This is a genomic window from Paenibacillus sp. O199, from assembly GCF_001636635.1.
Taxonomy (GTDB): Bacteria; Bacillota; Bacilli; order Paenibacillales; family Paenibacillaceae; genus Paenibacillus; species Paenibacillus marchantiae.
In genome coordinates this window covers 230,864-247,182 of the sequence record NZ_LGRP01000001.1, presented here as the reverse complement: position 1 = coordinate 247,182, position 16,319 = coordinate 230,864, and the positions used below count along the sequence as shown (strand labels likewise).

Genomic DNA, 16,319 nt, shown 5'->3' with positions numbered 1-16,319 from the left:
GGCGAATTTAAAATGAACAACTACATTAATTTTACCTCTACTTACAATCCTAATTTGCAGGCATTAAGCAGTACCGACGGGTATAATGCCGTTAAAATGAATGAAATGTTTGGCCAAATCTTGGGGAATATCGCCGCTGTGCAATCCACGCTGACGGGCTCCGGGAGATGGAAGCGATCAGACAGCCCAGATCAAAGCTTATTTTGACTCGGCACAGGATGGTGATGTTTTATTATTTACGCCAGGGCACTATAAAGTTGTCAAGGCGGGCTGGTTCTATACGTTTAGTGGAAGATCTGTCATCATCAAGGCGTTGCCAGGAGCAATATTGGAGGTTTCCGATCAGGGAATCCGAATTGAAGGAAGCAATCATGTTGAGATTAGTGGCGTGACTTTGGTTCGTACGACTCAAGCAGCTTGGAGTAAAAACAAGACAGGTTTATACATCGAGAATTCAAGCAATGTATTGTTGCAAAATAACGATATTAGTAAATTTACCGATGGCATTGGAGTCAATGGTTCCAGCAGTCAAGACAATCCCGCCCGAAATGTCGTGATAAGAAACAATAAACTTCATCACTTGGGAGAAGAACCGATTGCAGTTCGGAGTCATTTGGTTTTTGTGGTGATTCGTGAGAATGACTGTTACCGATATCTTGGGGATGGCATTCTGGTCAAGGGAACATGGCATGTTTCGATCACCGATAACTTTCTGCACACTCCTGTATTATCCAGTGATCCAGATTATGCTGCTTTTTCAGGCGGACCACAAGTGAGTAATATACCTTCAGTAGGCGGCGGGATTACCTGTAACAATGAGGGAGGCGAGACTGGAGCCAAAAATCTGCATATACATGGAAACAGCCTGAATGGAACAGCATTTGGCGTGGGGCTTATCGGTTTCGAAGGTGCCTTTGTAACCTCCAATGTATTTAAGGATATCAAAATCACTTCTGTCATTTCGGTATCTTTCTTTCCCTCCCGATACAATCCCAACGGTCTGAGCAACCATTTGTTTGTAATCCAGGGCAACCTGATCGACACCATTTTAAGACCAAGTGCTACTGCTGCCATTGAAGCTAAAACCAGTACAGGTGCAGAAGGCATGGACATCGGAATTATATCTGACAACATCATCATTCCAAGAGGAAAACACTGGGGAATTGTCGCGGATGGTCATATTATCGTAAAAGGTAATTACATTGCCCAAGCGGGCATAGCCATGGATATTGCCAATGGAGTGATTGCATCGAGCAACATCATTGAGCCCGGCTTTGAGACGACCAATCCTGACCGATTGGTCAGTTTGCATAATGATTGTACCTTTTCTCATAACTCAGTTGCAGGAAAAGGTACATGTATACAATTACGTGGCTCGAACAATATCATAACTGGAAATCGTTTGAAATATGAGGGGACATGGTGGGCAGTGCATCTGGATATTGTTAATAATACGGTGGAGGGAAACATCATAAGAGATAACATGCTGATGGTTGCGGCAAGTGCGACGGGACGTTATCTCTTTGGCGCAAGTCCCTTTACAAATGGGAAAAACGTAGTGGTTGATCTGGTTAAAGATAATAATGGAACGTTATATCAATTAGTAAATGAAATTGTCATGCTTGGTCCGAATTCTACACGATGGAGAATAACTATAGATGCAAAAGGGGATTTAAAAACGACGAAATTATAGCTTTAGTTCAGTTTTTCGTTAGAAAACTCCTGAAGTATCCAATGATCATTAAAGGGTCATTCAATATTTCAGGAGTTTTCTGGAAATTAGTTAACTCGGTTCCAATTGTCTATACAAAATACGGTATCCGTAAGGATCAAGTTTAATATTCATCATTCCATTGGTGGGAACAACAGCATCTTCGGTTAGTGCATCCTTCCAGTCCTTGGTTTCCATCGGATGTGACAGGGTACGTTCTTGCGGAGTATTGTTCATCCACACTGTGAAGTGAAGAGTGTCATCCATACGTTCATAAATGATGCATGGATCATTGTGATCCGCCTTCAAAAAACGGAAGCGACCTTTACGCAGAGCTTCATTACTTTTCCGCAAATCAATCATCAGGCGGTAGAAGTCATAAAGCTCCTGATCTTGCTTGGCAGGATCCCATTGCATGCATTTACGGCAATCCGGGTCACTCTCTCCCCGTATACCAACCTCATCCCCATAGAATATACAGGGTGTACCAATATAAGTGAAAAGAAACACAACCGACAATTTTAATCTGCGTTTGTCTTCTCCAGCCCGAGTAAGCAGACGTGGGGTATCATGACTGCACAGCATGTTGAAGATGACTTCATTCGTCTGTTGCGGGTAACGCATAATGAGTGATCCCATCTCGTTAGCGAAGTTATAACCATCCATAGAACCACAGAAGAACTCAAGCACCTTGTCAGCAAAAGGGTAGTTCATCACGGAATCAAATTGATCTCCCATGAGCCAGGTCAGGGAATCACTCCATACTTCGCCTACAATATAGGCTTCCGGATTGGCGGTTTTGACCACTTTGCGGAAATCGCGCCAAAAATGGTTATCCACTTCATTCGCAACATCGAGTCGCCAACCGTCGAGTTTGATCTCCTTGATCCAATATTCAGCCACATCAAGCAAATAGTCTTTTACTTCGGGATTGGCCGTGTTGAACTTCGGCATATTGCCATAAAACCCAAAGGTATCGTAGGTTGGGATACCATCCTTAATCTGCACCGGATATTCATTGATATGAAACCAGTCTGCATATTTGGAGTTTTTTCCATTCTTCAGGACATCCTGAAAAGGAGGGAAGTCTTCGCTGCAATGGTTAAAAACCGCGTCAAGCATGACACGGATTCCACGGCGATGACATTGTTCTGCTACTTTTTTAAGCATTTCATTGTCCCCGAAATGAGGATCTACTTTTTTATAATCAACGGTATCGTATTTATGGTAGGAGTTTGCTTGGAACAGCGGGGTAAAGTAAATGGCATTAACACCGAGTTTAGTCAGATCGTCCAGGTGATTGAGCACACCTTGCAGGTCTCCGCCAAAGTAGTTATCCAGTTCAGGTCGGCCACCCCATTCCTGGGTTCCTTCAGGGTTCAGGTCGGGATTCCCATTAGCAAACCTTTCGGTCATGATTTGGTAGAACACGGCTTCTTTGGCCCATTCGGGAACCTTAAATACATCGATTTCATGAATGTAGGAAAATTCATAATATCCTCCTGTAGGGTAAGGGGGAGCATAATGGATTCCGTTATCAGCCAGATATATATTTTCGGTACCGGCGGTGATACGGAAGATGTAAGTCAGACGCTTGAATTTGGGCTTAACTGCCGTTTCCCAATAATCAAACATACTGTCAGAAGCCGCTTTCTCCAATTGAATTTCCTTATAGGTTCCATTCCAATCGTATTTATCACCAGTCAGTGCAGTCACATATTGTACATCGTCTCTCTTCGTTCGTACACGCAGGTGAATCGTCGAGGGATTATAAGCATAAGCCCATTTATCGCGGGGAACGTGGTACATCGCTTCGAGCAGCATGACAACACCTCCTGAACTTAAGATAAAGTTATAGCTATAAATAACCAAGTTAGACAGCATGTGAACCATAAGTACAGCCGCTAAATGTAAAAATTTCAACATTTTTCAACGTTTTCTTTTCACAGCATTTCCAGCTTGTGTCCGTATATACGTATTTATGATAACAAAAAGGGCGCTCCTTAAGACCCCAAATGCAGGTCCTGCAGAACACCCTACTGTTAAGACGCAGCATTTTGCGAAAAACTTAGCGACTTGCTTGCTTAAACTCTGTTTGAATGGTTTGCAGCAATTCAGGCTGTGTAAGAACATCATAAGCAGTTGCAGCAAGTGCCTTGGCTCCAAGGATCATACCATCCAGGGCCCGTTCCTGAAGCGCCAGATCACGGAATTCAATGGAATGAAGCGTATGAACTTCGTCCACAACACGGATATAAGGATGGATCGCAGGACAACGCAAGGATACGTTACCAATATCCATAGAACCATGGTCGTTCCCACTCACGATCTCCTCTTGAGAAATGCCGAGTTCAAGCAGATTAGTACTAAAAGCAGCAGATAATGATTCATTCGTGACCATCTCATCATAGGAAGTCTCATAATTAGATGTAACAAGCCGGCATCCGGTTTGCAGAGCAGAACCTTCCGCGATCTGAATTACGCGTTGAGTGAGAATATTCAACTCTTTTCTCGTCGAGGCACGTACATAGAATTGGGCTGAAGCATAGTCAGGAATAATATTGGCTGCCTGTCCTCCGCTATTGATAACACCGTGAATACGAACCGTGCTTTTCACTTGTTGTCGGAACGCATTAATGCCATTAAATGTCTGGATCACCGCATCTAGGGCATTAATGCCTTCATGTGGACTTGCAGCAGCATGTGAAGATTTCCCATGGAATTCAAATTGTACGGCATCAATAGCCAAGGAGCTTCCAGATTTCTCATAGGCGTAGTAAGGGTGAGCCATTAGCGCGACATCACAGTCATCAAATAAACCTGCTTCAGCCATAGGAACTTTAGCGCCACGCGTTTCTTCCGCTGGTGTACCGAATACTTTTAATGTTCCGCCCACTTCATCCAGTATGGACTTCAGACCTACCGCAGCTCCGAGGCTCATCATGCAGATTAGATGGTGTCCACAAGCATGACCGATTTCCGGAAGTGCGTCGTATTCACATAACAGGGCAATAGTCGGACCTGGTTTGGATGCAGCATACGTACCGATGAATGCGGTATCTAAGCCAAGAACAGGAGCTTCTACGGAAAAACCGTGGTAGGCAAGTTCTTCTTTTAACCGAGCAGAGGCGAGGTATTCTTCGTTACCAAGTTCCGGATTGGCACCAATGTATGATGAAATCTCTTTAAAACGGGAAGCATATTGATCAATTACAGTTAAAATTTGTGTTTTGGTATGTGTCATGGTGGACTCCTTAAGCAAAAATGAAAATAATTCAATAATTATATCATAGTTGCGGTTATTTTTCAGAAACTAGTCAGGATTTGTAATGTCGAAATTCATTGCATAATCATGCATTCTACTTTATAATGACTCAGGCATCAACAACAGAAAGCATACAAAGTATTATAAGGGGAGAACAGGGTTGAAATTGATTAGTCGTTACACCATGATGCTGCTAGCTCTTGTGGTCTTGCTTACTACGGTTGCACCTGTTGCGTTGGCAACGGGAACTACAAGCAATTCAGGCAGTAAAAAGCTGGTGCTCGGTACAAGTGCCGATTTTGCACCATATGAATTCCATAAAGTGATTGATGGTAAAGACCAAATTGTCGGATTTGATATTTCGATTGCTAAAGAAATTGCTGCCGATCTTGGCGCAGAACTTGTAATAGAGGATATGGGTTTTGACGGACTTCTTCCTGCGTTGCAGAGTGGTCGTGTGGATATGGTCATCTCGGGAATGACGCCAACAGATGATCGTAGACAAAGCATTGACTTCTCCGATACCTATTATAAATCAAAGCAAGTCATTATGATTCGCAATGCGGATAAAGATAAATATCCAACCATGGCGGAGTTGGAAAATGAAAAGATTGGAGTTCAAAAAGGCTCCATTCAGGAAACGATTGGCCAGGGAATCCCAGGCGCAAAACTGACAGCACTTGATAAAATATCTGATATCGTGCTGCAATTGCAGACCAATCGTGTAAATGCTGCGATCGTTGAAGATACGGTGGCTGCCGGTTATCTGGATGATGTGATTGGATTAGCACCGGCTATTCCGGATGAGGAGCAGGCCGAAGCGGCAATCGGGATTCGTAAGGGCAATACGGAATTGCTGAATGCAGTGAACGGAACGCTCGAACGTCTGAAAAGCGAAAATAAAATCGATCAGTTGGTTACCGAGGCAAGCCAGTTGATGGCAGACAAGGTGAAAAAAGATCAAAACATTTTTCAAGTGTTCTGGGAATACAAAAGCTTTTATGCAACAGGCGTAGGTTACACCCTTTTACTGTCTGCACTCGGTGTAATATTCGGGGTAATTATCGGTTTGATCATCTGTCTGTTACGTCTGCATGACGTTTCAATTCTGCGTTGGATCGGAACAGCTTACGTTGAAGTTATTCGTGGTACACCAATGCTGGTTCAGTTGATGATTATCTATTACGGTCTTGCTCTAACGTTGGGGATTAATTTCACGCCGCTTCAGGCGGGGATTATCACACTATCCATTAATAGTGGTGCCTATCTTGCCGAGATTTTCCGCGCTGGTATACAGGGTGTGGATCGAGGCCAGTTGGAAGCAGCTCGTTCCCTGGGAATGGGTAGAGGTGCGGCAATGCGCTTCATTGTGCTTCCACAAGCGTTCAAAGCGGTGTTGCCGGCGATCGGTAATGAATTCGTGACCATTATCAAGGAATCCTCCATCATCTCGGTTATTGGTATGGTGGACATTATGTACCAGGCAAGTGTAGTCAAAAACATTACGTACCAAGGAATGAATCCATTCCTGATTGCAGCGGCCATTTACTTTGTGCTGACGTTCATTTTGTCCAAGCTGCTGGGTCGACTGGAAAGGAAGTTGAGTGCAAGTGATAGACGTTAGACAATTACACAAATCATATGGAAATAACGATGTGCTCAAGGGCATTAACGTAACAATTGGCAAAGGCGAGGTTGTCGTGGTCATCGGTCCGTCCGGATCGGGAAAAAGTACCTTTTTGCGCTGCCTAAACCTGCTGGAGCAGCCAACTTCCGGCGAAATTAATTTTGAAGGAGTTTCGATCACTGACCCTAAACACAACATTAATGCAACTCGTGAAAAAATGGGGATGGTATTCCAGCATTTCAATCTGTTCCCGCACAAAACGGTGCAGCAGAACATTACGATTGCTCCCATTAAAGTGAAAAAACAATCTGCACAGGAAGCGGAACAAATCTGCGCAGATTTGCTGAAGACGGTTGGCCTGTCTGACAAAAAAGACACTTATCCTAATCAGCTGTCCGGAGGACAGAAACAACGGATAGCTATTGCAAGAGCGCTTGCGATGCAGCCGCATGTCATGCTGTTTGACGAGCCTACTTCAGCACTGGACCCTGAAATGGTCGGTGAAGTACTGGATGTCATGAAGCGGCTTGCAGAGGGCGGCATGACCATGGTTATTGTAACGCATGAGATGGGCTTCGCACGCGAAGTAGGGGACCGCATCCTGTTTATGGATGGTGGGGTTATTGTAGAAGAAGGAACACCTGCTGAAGTGTTTGGTGAGCCTAAGCATGCACGTACACGTGACTTCCTTGCTAAAGTGCTCTAATACATCCAAGTCATCATTAGGATGAATTGGATGAAAATGCAAAATATATACTGTGGATGAGAATTCTTATTCCCTCATAGATCCCTGTCGGCGACCTGTCGGCAGGGATTGTTTTGTTGCGTGTGAATACGCACGGATTTACATAAAAAGTAACGTTTCTGTCATCAACGATATAAGCTCAAATAGACATTTTTTTGAAAAAGTCGCTTGAATTCAGCAAAAATATTGAAGTGAATTAGCCAGATGGTAACATTTACTACGACTCTTGGTTACAAAGTTGTGATATATTTGTTCCTGCCGAAACTTCCGGAGTTGGGAGTGTGGGGGATGTAACGATGCAGAGTGTGCTTGGGGAAGAATCATTTGCACACGGCTTGGGGTGAATTAGGGCTACATAAATTATTAATGTAATTGAACCTATAGGGTGGTTTCCTCCATCCGAATCCGACAACTAACTTCGCAGGCATAATGAGGGAGGAAGACCATGATTAACAAGAAACGTATAGCCAAAACAGCAACAGCTTTGCTGACAGCAGCAATGCTCATTCAGGCCGTTCCGGCTCATGCTGATTCAGTTCATGTGGCCAAAGAGGGGGATACCTTCTACACCTTATCCAAACAATATGGAGTTGGACTTAACGCTCTTATTAAAGCTAACAATGACATTTCAGCTTACAACATTTATGGTGGTTTGAAAATTACGATCCCTGGTAAAACAACGAACACAGCTTCTGCTGCAGCAGCTAAAACGGAGGCCAAAACGGTAACTGCCGCAAGCCTTGACGTTAATGCAGATAGTAAAGTTGTACAAGCCTGGGGTAAAACGTTTGATTACAGCAAAGCTGTCGACGTCAAAGCAACAGCATACTCCGCAGACGCTTCCGAAAATGGAGGATGGGGTGCCGTGGATTACTTCGGTAATCCGCTTGAATTGGGTACCATTGCAGTAGACCCAAGTATCATTCCATTGGGTACAAAGGTACTGGTGACAGGTCATACACATCCAGGACTGCCAAAACAGGCATTTGTAGCAACGGCTCGTGATGTGGGTAGTGCCATTAAAGGTCACAAGATCGATATCTTTATTCCTGGCAGCAAGCAATCCGTGAGCACATTTGGTATTCAGGATGTTGAACTTTACATTTTGAAATAAAATCAAAGCGTAGCTGCACATCATCATATGTGACTCCAACTAAATCTAAATTAAACAATAAAGGGTGTTCTTCCATCACAATAATGTGATGGAAGAACACCCTTTTGAATATCCAACTTCAGGGATCTTGACCTATTTACCCTTTGGCAGTTCCAGCATTTCGTCCAAAGTCACCAGCTCGTACCCGCGGTTTCGCAATTCCTCGATAACTTCAGGCAACGCCTCGATGGTACCACTCAGCTTCGATCCGACACCGCCTCCTGCATGTTGCAGAACAATGGAACCTGGTTTAACGGCCGACAGGATGTTTTGTTTGACTTCCTCTTTGGAGAGGCCCTTCCAGTCCAGGGAATCGACATTCCAGTTCACAATGCTGTAATGTTGTTTGGCTGCCCATTGCAGCTGTTGCTCATTAATGTCGCCATAAGGTGGACGAATCATTTTGGGCGTGTACCCCGCCAGATTCCGAATAATATCCCCGGTATGTAAGATTTGTTTGCGAAATGCATTCATGGACAGCTTACTGAACTCCGGGTGATTGTAGCTGTGATTGCCAACAATATGCCCTTCCTTTACCATGCGTTTCACTAGATCCGGATGTTTCTCAGCGCGATGTCCCACAATGAAAAACGTAGCCCGCACCTTGTATTTTTTTAGAATATCCAACACCTGCGGGGTGAACCGTGGATCAGGTACGTCATCAAAAGTCAGTGCGACCTTTTTTGTCGAGGGGCCATTGGTTTTGAACGTATCCGCATATTTCTGTCTGAGCTGTCCCAGAGTCAACTGTTCTTCTTGGGAAGAATCAGACTTCGAAGCAGGTTCGGTTTGCGGGCTTGAAGAAGCCCATAACTGAGCAGGAGCGTAACTTCCTCCCAGAAGAATGACCATGATGGATAACATTATGAGGCGTATACGCATGTTAGTGCCTCCTTTTCCCAAATTGCGTTCTCTTTGGTATGCCCGGGGCCATCCGTATTTATGCATAATGTGAGATGTTTCATTGCTGATTTATTAAATTGGAGCCATAATTCCACCATATATAAATAGAAAAGGACAGGTGGAGCAGGATGAGTACATACGACTTAAATTCCGTTCGTTTACAGGTGATTGAGGCAGGGGAAGACAAGGTGTTTATGGTAACTGGAGGCAGATCACATATTGGAGCAGTAGCGACATTTTATCCGGACCGTGAGAAGGTAAGCGGGGCTACGATGCATATTCCGGGGCATAAAGAGCAAGAGCTGTGTGAAAGGCTCGCATTTAAGGCTGCCCTACATTTAAAAGTAACCGTGACCGTGATTATGGGGATTCACTTTGATGCAATTACGCGCATGCAGATTGATGAGATTGTGCAGACTGCAGAGAAGCTGCTTGATGAAGAGCTGTGCCAAACTAGTCAACTGATTCAATAGTTCGATGTACGCTAAGTAGGCTAAAATCGTTTTTTATGATTTTTTTTGTTAAAATTGAAACGAGTAGAACATTGCCACGTATGTATGTTTATATACAAGGATGAACTATCGACTAGGAGGAATACCATAATGTCCATTTTCAAACGATTGCGCGATTTAACGATGTCTAACATTAACTCTATTATTGACAAGGCAGAAGATCCGATCAAGATGACGGATCAATATATCCGAGATATGCAAGAAGATCTGGAGGACGCGGAGAAAGCTGTTGCTGCACAGATTGCCATTGAGAAGAAATTCAAGCAGCTGTTCGAAGAACAGGAAGCTCTCGTGAAGAAACGTGAGGAGCAAGCACATACAGCAGCGCGTGCACAGAATATGGATTTGGCTCGTCGGGCACTGGAAGAGAAAAAAGTGGCTGAAGAGAAGATGGCTGAATACAAAACAAGCTATGATCAAAACAAGGCTTCTGCCGATAACCTTCGTGGCAAGCTGGACGAAATGCGCAAACAGTTGACCCAAATGAAAAATAAACGTGAAACATTGGTTGCGCGCTACAACGCTGCAAAAGCTCAAACCGAAATCAACAAGGCGCTGAACGGATTTGGCTCCGATACTGCAAGTGCCGGCATGAAGCGTATGGAAGAAAAAATGATGCAGATGGAAGCTCAGGCTGAAGCCAGCAATGAGATGTCGTCCAAAGGAAAATCGCTGGATGATGAGTTTGAGAAGCTGGGCAAGGATCAGGCTGTTGAGGATGAACTGGCAGCATTGATGAAGCAATACGAAAATAAGAACTAAACCTTGTAAGCAAGCAGGGGCACCAGCGGAGGAGAGACCAGCGTTTCTCCTTCGCTTTTAATTGCGGTTCATGTTGAGATGTGGGGGCTATGTAAATGGATTTGAACATTTTGGCAATGCTGGTCTGGACGTTATCGGGTTCGGTTTTGCTGTTTGTCTTAATGTATGTGGATTCTTTGTTCACGAAGTATAAGGATTTTGCCGAAGTGAAGGCAGGCAATATGGCCGTTACAACACGTATGGTTATGAAGCTGTTTGCTCAGGGATATGTACTCGCCACCTCCATTTCGACAGCGGGTCATCTTGGAGAAGCGTTGCTGGTATCCGTTGTTTCATTTATCATTTTGCTAATTCTGGAGAGTGTGGTTCACTTTATGATTCGGAGATGGGCCAACCTGGATCTGGATACGGGAATACAGCAGGGCAAGACAGGTTATGGTTTGTTCTCAGGTGCACTACATATCGTGGGCGCATTAATTATTGCAGCTTGTTTATAAGATAAAGAACAGGAGTAATGGGTATGAGTGTGTGGAAACGGATTAAAGGAATAATAGCCAAACCTGAACCGCCTAAGGCAGAGAAAACAATGCTTCAGCTGGCACCTGGTGATATCTGTGAGGTTTCGCTGGTCACCTATGAAGTGGTTGGACGGGTACATCATCGAGCGCGGAATGCGGCTGTCCTCACGTTGCAGGATGGTACGGCAATCCGACATTTGCATATTGAAGAACGGGAAATGACCCGGTATGCCCTCTATACACCCATTGATGGCCGTCTTGATGCACCAGACGAGGTGCCTACGTTGCTGGATCTGGATGGACGTGCGTATCATCTGGAGGAAGAATACGGAGGAATGGTAACCACTGCAGGCAGGACACCCTATGGTCAGGCTGGGGAACAATTAGTATGGCAATATCAGTCTGATGATAACATGCTTTTGCGTGTGGAGTGGCAAGACAGAAGATTTACGTTGTATGAGGGTGAGTCCATTCTTCCTGCGGATATCAAAGTGATTCGTTCGAGCTAGGAGAGGTTCCAATGAAAAAGCGCTTGGCACATGGATTAAAATTAATGCTGGTCCTCAGCCTTGTGATGTCGCTGCTGTCCGCGTGCGGAGCACCTTCCGTTCAGGACACATATCCGCTTGAATCGGTCAGCGGCAGTGGTAACACGACATCCTATGTGTACCGAGCTGCCGATCGTACCGTTCCAGAGGTTGCTCAGGAAATATCTGAACAACGGAAGCCGGATCAGATCTCGGCGGAAAATACAGAGCGGATGTTCCTGGTGTATCAGGACCAGTATTATCATTTGCAGCAAGACCCGAATAAAGCGGAAGACACCTTGGTTGAGGTGGATTCCAAGGAATATGTTCGGAAGAATTATGATTCGTCATTTTTGCAAGGTTACTTAACCGCAACATTAATTGGTAATTTGTTTGATTCGTTTGGGGGTAGAGGGTCCGGTACGTATCGTGGTTATACGAACAAGGACACGTACAAACCAAGTGAAGGTTCTTATCGGACACCGACGAGTAAAGATAAAAAGGTTGCTCCACCGATTACCGTTGACCGAAAGGGGTCGATTACCCGCCGTGGCAGCGATAAGGATTCAAGTGTAGGCTCCGGTGGAGGATTATTCAGCCGAAATAAGGAACAAAGCAAAGGCACAATTGATCGTAATAAAAGCAGTGGTGGCCTTGGAGGATTGTTTGATTCACCGAAGAGCTCCTATAAAAAGCCCAAAACAAGGGTTGGCGGCGGCCGAATCATGAGGCGTAGGTAGCATTAATCATGACATGGGCCCGCAATATTAAATCATTCGCAGAAGAACAGTGAAAAGGTAAGGTGGAGCGAGCTATGCCACTGAAAGTGACCTTGGACGCTGTTCTTTTTGTTTTACGATTTGCGGACATGATGGGACTTTCGAACACGAGGAATGGTTGTGGCAGGTTGTTTGCGAATCCAGCGGATATAAGGCGCGATGCGCTCATCTTTCCTTAGTGCCTGTATTTCAGTTAAACCTAAGGTAATAATATCGCGATTGGTATACAGAGAATGAATTTGTTTGTGGCAAGGGATACACAGATCGGCAGTAGGCATGTGCGTTCCGCCCATTTCTTTCGGTGTCAGGTGGTGGACTGTTGTCTCGACAGGCTCCCTTCCACATAATTCGCATCGTTGGTTCATCAAGGTCAGCTCCTTTTCTCTTACATATTATGGTCTGTGTATTCGTCTTTCATGTGAATGGGGTGTAGGAGAGTACTTGTCATGACCTGGCTTTCGGGCTACACTTTTTAATATGAACAAATGACTCAGGGAGGTTCTATCACCATTGAAAATAAATTCACATTCAACGGATATGACGACTGCGAAATTTATCCGTAAAGCTATACAAGTACCGGATGCGCAGGCGAAAGTTGCTGCTCATGTCAGTTCGGGTTCAATAGAAAAAGTAACACTTGAGCAAGCACATGGTCGAACGCTTGCTGAGACGATTCATGCTCCCCATCCTTACCCATTCTTTCGTCGTTCTGGAATGGATGGGTTCGCGATTCTAAGTTCGGATACGATTGAAGCATCCAGCGAACAGCAGATTTGGCTCCGTATCATTGATGAAATTCCTTGCGGGTATACATCGGATCTTACAATTACATCTGGTACAGCTGCTCGAATCATGACAGGAGCTCAGGTGCCGGAAGGTGCAGATGCAGTTGTTATGATGGAGATGACTGAAAGTAAAGAAGAGCATGGGGAACAATGGATTGCTCTGAAGCGCCATATTCAGCCGGAGGCCAACATTACGCCAATTGGATTGGAAGTTCATGAGGGCCAATTGCTGCTGGAAGCAGGAACGATTATTCGGGCAGGTGAACAATCCGTGCTAGCGACATTCGGCGTAGGTCAAGTGCCTGTATACAAACGCCCCAAAGTAGCCATTTTTGCAACAGGTACAGAACTGTTGGAAGTAGACGAGCCGCTGCAACCCGGGCGTATTCGGAACAGTAACAGCTATATGCTTCGTTCTCTGGTCGTTGAAGCGGGGGGCGAGCCGGTTATGTATGGTTCGATTGCTGATGATGTGGATACGGCACGTACGAAGCTTGCAGAAGCGCTTGAACATAATGATATGGTGGTCACAACAGGTGGGGTATCCGTAGGAGATTATGATATTATGGGTGACCTTGTTCGGGAAGGGAATATGGAGATGCTGTTTAACAAAGTGACCATGCGTCCCGGCAGTGTTACGACAGCTGCTGTGGTTAATGACAAGCTGCTATTTGCACTTTCGGGCAATCCGGGGGCTTGTTTTGTCGGTTTTGAGTTGTTTGTTCGTCCAACGATTCGTAAGATGCAGGCTGATGCTCATCCATATTTGGAGGAATGGACGGCCATATTGGATGATGACTATACAAAGGTCAACAATTTCACGCGCTTTGTACGCGGACGGACAGAGATACGTAACGGAATGGTGTATGCTAAGCCTTCTGCCGCACGTGTGGATGAATCCAGTGTTATGATCACCATTAAAGATAGCGATTGCCTGATCGTTGTTCCACCCGAGAAAAAAGGCATTCCTGCTGGTGAACAGGTTCGAATTCTCAGACTTCCCACGGGTCATGTCAGGTAGGTCATACATGTCTGTAATAAGCAGCACTTCACCCCATATCATGCAGATTGTTGGATATAAGAACACAGGCAAAAGCACCTTAATTGCTGCGCTTACGAGGTACCTTACCTCTGCTGGACGAAGAGTGGCTGTAATAAAACATGATGGACATGATCATTTTGAGATGGATCACGAAGGAACCGATTCCTACAGCTTTGCTCAAGCAGGGGCCGATGCAGTCGTTGTCATGTCGGATAAACGTACTGCACTCATTGAAAGACAAGCGATTCCGTTGGAAGACATGATAAAATATCTGTCACCGTACGACTGGATTCTCATTGAGGGATACAAACAAGCGCCATATCCCAAATTAGTCATGGTCCGTGAAGAGAAAGACCTCTCTCTATTAGAGACGTTACAGGATGTAATCGGGATCGTTTCATGGCTGGATCTGGAGCATGACAAGAGAGAATGTATGGAGGATAGTGAGGGCCTCGTTTGGCATTCTGTTCATGAGGCAGAGGATATAGCAAGATGGCTGGTTTCGCGTGAATGTCATGAAGAGAAAAGAAAATTATGACGAAATAATTATTATGTAAACTGAATGATATGAAATGTAAGGAAAAAAAGTGTGTTTTCATTAATTTTGCGAAGCCATAAATATGAAGAAGCGATCCTTGCAGGACATTTCCTGAAAGAATCGCTTTTTTTTTAGTTACCTTGTAAAGAATCTAACGAATCTAACGAATCGGCTTGCTGAGGTGTATAAATAGGCTACATCCCATCGTCTGTACGACGTTCAATTGCTTCAGACATCGTTTTATCCGTGAGGTGCGCGTAAATTTCGGTTGTTTCCGTAGAAGCATGTCCAAGCTGTTCCTTCGTTTTATAGATATCATTTTGCAAATAATAGTCGGTCGCAAAAGAATGCCGCAATTTATGCACAGTCAGATACGGTTTGCCAAATTGTTTGGCGTACTTCATTATCATGGCCTGTATGGCTCGTTTGGTCATCCGACTTCCTTCGGAATCTCCATTGCGAAGAGCAATAAACAAGCCTTTTTCCCGTTTGGGTGTGCGGTAACGTGACTGACGCAGATTGATATAGGTCGCGAGTTCATCCTTGGCTTGTTCTCTAAAATACACGGGCGTCTTAAACGTCTCATCATTATTACCTTTGCGATATACATACAGCAGCTTATTGTTGAGATCCAGATCATCCACGTTCAGGTTCACCACTTCAGATACACGTAAACCCGAATTCAGAATGAGGCTGGCGATACAGGCATCCCGTTCTTTGTTTAGCTCGTGTGAGTAAATCGCCTGTTTGTTCTTTTCCATATCCACGGCATATCCTTCAAGGATGTATCCGATAAACTCCAGTAACTCTTCTTCTTCCAGAAGTTTACCCTTTAGTTTGGCTGCTGTATCTTTGGGTTTATGGGTACGTTTGATCTCAATTTTCGCCATAATATTTCGTTTCAGCAGGGGGTAGAAATCTTCGTCTTCTGCAATCTGACTTAAATAATGAAAGAGCGAACGCAGAGAAGAAAGTTTACGGGAAACCGTGATTCTGGAGTTGGCTCCTTCACGCTTGGTGGCCAAAAATAATCGATATGATGTCACTGATTCCATTCGAAGGACTTCCAGTTCAAGCAATGTAACTTCCTTATTAGAGCTTGCCTCGGATAATCCTTCTGCGCGTAACCAGCCAAAGAAGGCTTCATAATCTCTTAAATATTCAAGCAAAGTAGAAGGAGATAAGTCGGGTAATTTATAGTCAATGAATTGCTGAACGAACCAAGGCATGGAAGGCAGTTTGTCATCCAGCTTGCGTCGGTCAATCTCTTTTTGCACATTGGTCAAGTTCGGCACCCCCATGATAAAATAATTTCTAAAATATGCTATATCCTATTTTACCATATTTAAATCGTCACAGTCTGTTCTCCGAACCGGAATAAGCAGATTCATGCTTCCTTGCCCTTGGCGGTGTAAAGCTTTAAAGTATGAGTTATAAGTAGAGCAGAGGAGG

General features: G+C 44.5%; 17 protein-coding genes and 1 riboswitch. Of the genes, 12 read left to right on the top strand and 5 right to left on the bottom strand.

Features of this window, described 5'->3' with window-relative positions; translation table 11 throughout:
* Positions 1-12 precede the first annotated feature (12 nt).
* The gene (locus A6049_RS01060; protein ID WP_063562817.1) at positions 13-207 is read left to right on the top strand and encodes a hypothetical protein; all 195 of its coding nucleotides are present in this window, start codon (positions 13-15) and stop codon (positions 205-207) included.
* Positions 191-1,693: a right-handed parallel beta-helix repeat-containing protein gene (locus A6049_RS01055; protein WP_095205910.1), complete on the top strand. Its 1,503-nt coding sequence runs from the start codon at positions 191-193 to the stop codon at positions 1,691-1,693. Before A6049_RS01060 ends, A6049_RS01055 begins: the two co-directional genes overlap by 17 nt.
* 90 nt (positions 1,694-1,783) lie before the next feature.
* On the opposite strand, the gene A6049_RS01050 is transcribed toward A6049_RS01055, so the two are convergent.
* Entirely contained in the window at positions 1,784-3,535 is a 1,752-nt protein-coding gene (locus tag A6049_RS01050) for an alpha-glycosidase (RefSeq protein WP_063562815.1), read from the bottom strand.
* A 244-nt stretch (positions 3,536-3,779) separates the two neighbouring features.
* Positions 3,780-4,955, bottom strand: a complete 1,176-nt coding sequence (locus tag A6049_RS01045; RefSeq protein ID WP_063562814.1) for a M20 family metallopeptidase — start codon at positions 4,953-4,955, stop codon at positions 3,780-3,782.
* A 181-nt stretch (positions 4,956-5,136) separates the two neighbouring features.
* Between A6049_RS01045 and A6049_RS01040 the strand changes: the two genes are divergently transcribed.
* The 3 genes from A6049_RS01040 (at position 5,137) to A6049_RS01030 (ending at position 8,462) form a co-directional block, all read left to right on the top strand.
* Complete coding sequence (locus A6049_RS01040) at positions 5,137-6,600, top strand: ABC transporter substrate-binding protein/permease (protein ID WP_083584624.1); 1,464 nt, start codon at positions 5,137-5,139, stop codon at positions 6,598-6,600.
* Positions 6,587-7,309, top strand: coding sequence for an amino acid ABC transporter ATP-binding protein (locus A6049_RS01035; RefSeq protein ID WP_063562813.1), 723 nt, complete (start codon positions 6,587-6,589; stop codon positions 7,307-7,309). Before A6049_RS01040 ends, A6049_RS01035 begins: the two co-directional genes overlap by 14 nt.
* 285 nt (positions 7,310-7,594) lie before the next feature.
* A riboswitch (cyclic di-AMP (ydaO/yuaA leader) is annotated at positions 7,595-7,791 on the top strand.
* A 2-nt stretch (positions 7,792-7,793) separates the two neighbouring features.
* The gene (locus A6049_RS01030) at positions 7,794-8,462 is read left to right on the top strand and encodes a 3D domain-containing protein (RefSeq protein ID WP_063562812.1); all 669 of its coding nucleotides are present in this window, start codon (positions 7,794-7,796) and stop codon (positions 8,460-8,462) included.
* 132 nt (positions 8,463-8,594) lie between these two features.
* Here A6049_RS01030 and A6049_RS01025 read toward each other — a convergent pair whose 3' ends face one another.
* Complete coding sequence (locus A6049_RS01025; protein ID WP_063562811.1) at positions 8,595-9,383, bottom strand: polysaccharide deacetylase family protein; 789 nt, start codon at positions 9,381-9,383, stop codon at positions 8,595-8,597.
* Between the two features lie 149 nt (positions 9,384-9,532).
* Between A6049_RS01025 and lpdD the strand changes: the two genes are divergently transcribed.
* The 5 genes from lpdD to A6049_RS01000 all read left to right on the top strand — a co-directional run bounded on the left by lpdD (position 9,533) and on the right by A6049_RS01000 (position 12,463).
* Positions 9,533-9,877 carry a prenylated flavin chaperone LpdD gene (gene lpdD / locus A6049_RS01020; RefSeq protein WP_063562810.1) on the top strand — a complete coding sequence of 115 codons (345 nt, stop codon included), beginning with the start codon at positions 9,533-9,535 and terminating at the stop codon, positions 9,875-9,877.
* 129 nt (positions 9,878-10,006) lie between these two features.
* A complete protein-coding gene (locus tag A6049_RS01015; protein ID WP_024634017.1) occupies positions 10,007-10,678 on the top strand; it encodes a PspA/IM30 family protein in 672 nt (223 codons plus the stop codon).
* A 95-nt stretch (positions 10,679-10,773) separates the two neighbouring features.
* On the top strand, positions 10,774-11,175 hold the full coding sequence (locus A6049_RS01010) for a DUF350 domain-containing protein (RefSeq protein WP_063562809.1): 402 nt from the start codon (positions 10,774-10,776) through the stop codon (positions 11,173-11,175).
* 23 nt (positions 11,176-11,198) lie between these two features.
* Positions 11,199-11,705, top strand: coding sequence for a DUF4178 domain-containing protein (locus A6049_RS01005; RefSeq protein WP_063562808.1), 507 nt, complete (start codon positions 11,199-11,201; stop codon positions 11,703-11,705).
* 11 nt (positions 11,706-11,716) lie between these two features.
* On the top strand, positions 11,717-12,463 hold the full coding sequence (locus A6049_RS01000) for a DUF4247 domain-containing protein (protein WP_063562807.1): 747 nt from the start codon (positions 11,717-11,719) through the stop codon (positions 12,461-12,463).
* Positions 12,464-12,576: 113 nt separating this feature from the next.
* Here A6049_RS01000 and A6049_RS32415 read toward each other — a convergent pair whose 3' ends face one another.
* Entirely contained in the window at positions 12,577-12,867 is a 291-nt protein-coding gene (locus A6049_RS32415; RefSeq protein ID WP_076289148.1) for a restriction endonuclease, read from the bottom strand.
* A gap of 172 nt (positions 12,868-13,039) precedes the next feature.
* On the opposite strand from A6049_RS32415, the gene A6049_RS00995 reads away from it, so the two are divergent.
* Entirely contained in the window at positions 13,040-14,308 is a 1,269-nt protein-coding gene (locus tag A6049_RS00995; protein WP_063563193.1) for a molybdopterin molybdotransferase MoeA, read from the top strand.
* A 7-nt stretch (positions 14,309-14,315) separates the two neighbouring features.
* Entirely contained in the window at positions 14,316-14,867 is a 552-nt protein-coding gene (mobB, locus tag A6049_RS00990; RefSeq protein WP_063562806.1) for a molybdopterin-guanine dinucleotide biosynthesis protein B, read from the top strand.
* 194 nt (positions 14,868-15,061) lie between these two features.
* On the opposite strand, the gene xerS is transcribed toward mobB, so the two are convergent.
* Positions 15,062-16,168 (bottom strand): tyrosine recombinase XerS, encoded by a 1,107-nt coding sequence (gene xerS / locus A6049_RS00985; RefSeq protein ID WP_063562805.1) that lies wholly within the window; start codon positions 16,166-16,168, stop codon positions 15,062-15,064.
* Positions 16,169-16,319 lie beyond the last annotated feature (151 nt).

Excerpts from the sequence above, each read along its gene's own strand:
- A6049_RS01015 (WP_024634017.1), top strand. The coding sequence starts at position 10,007 with ATGTCCATTTTCAAACGATTGCGCGATTTAACGATGTCTAACATTAAC.
- A6049_RS01005 (WP_063562808.1), top strand. The coding sequence starts at position 11,199 with ATGAGTGTGTGGAAACGGATTAAAGGAATAATAGCCAAACCTGAACCG.
- A6049_RS01050 (WP_063562815.1), bottom strand. The coding sequence starts at position 3,535 with ATGCTGCTCGAAGCGATGTACCACGTTCCCCGCGATAAATGGGCTTAT.
- A6049_RS00995 (WP_063563193.1), top strand. The coding sequence starts at position 13,040 with ATGACGACTGCGAAATTTATCCGTAAAGCTATACAAGTACCGGATGCG.
- mobB (WP_063562806.1), top strand. The coding sequence starts at position 14,316 with ATGTCTGTAATAAGCAGCACTTCACCCCATATCATGCAGATTGTTGGA.
- A6049_RS01030 (WP_063562812.1), top strand. The coding sequence starts at position 7,794 with ATGATTAACAAGAAACGTATAGCCAAAACAGCAACAGCTTTGCTGACA.
- A6049_RS01025 (WP_063562811.1), bottom strand. The coding sequence starts at position 9,383 with ATGCGTATACGCCTCATAATGTTATCCATCATGGTCATTCTTCTGGGA.
- A6049_RS01000 (WP_063562807.1), top strand. The coding sequence starts at position 11,717 with ATGAAAAAGCGCTTGGCACATGGATTAAAATTAATGCTGGTCCTCAGC.
- lpdD (WP_063562810.1), top strand. The coding sequence starts at position 9,533 with ATGAGTACATACGACTTAAATTCCGTTCGTTTACAGGTGATTGAGGCA.
- A6049_RS32415 (WP_076289148.1), bottom strand. The coding sequence starts at position 12,867 with ATGAACCAACGATGCGAATTATGTGGAAGGGAGCCTGTCGAGACAACA.
- A6049_RS01060 (WP_063562817.1), top strand. The coding sequence starts at position 13 with ATGAACAACTACATTAATTTTACCTCTACTTACAATCCTAATTTGCAG.
- A6049_RS01010 (WP_063562809.1), top strand. The coding sequence starts at position 10,774 with ATGGATTTGAACATTTTGGCAATGCTGGTCTGGACGTTATCGGGTTCG.
- A6049_RS01045 (WP_063562814.1), bottom strand. The coding sequence starts at position 4,955 with ATGACACATACCAAAACACAAATTTTAACTGTAATTGATCAATATGCT.
- xerS (WP_063562805.1), bottom strand. The coding sequence starts at position 16,168 with ATGGGGGTGCCGAACTTGACCAATGTGCAAAAAGAGATTGACCGACGC.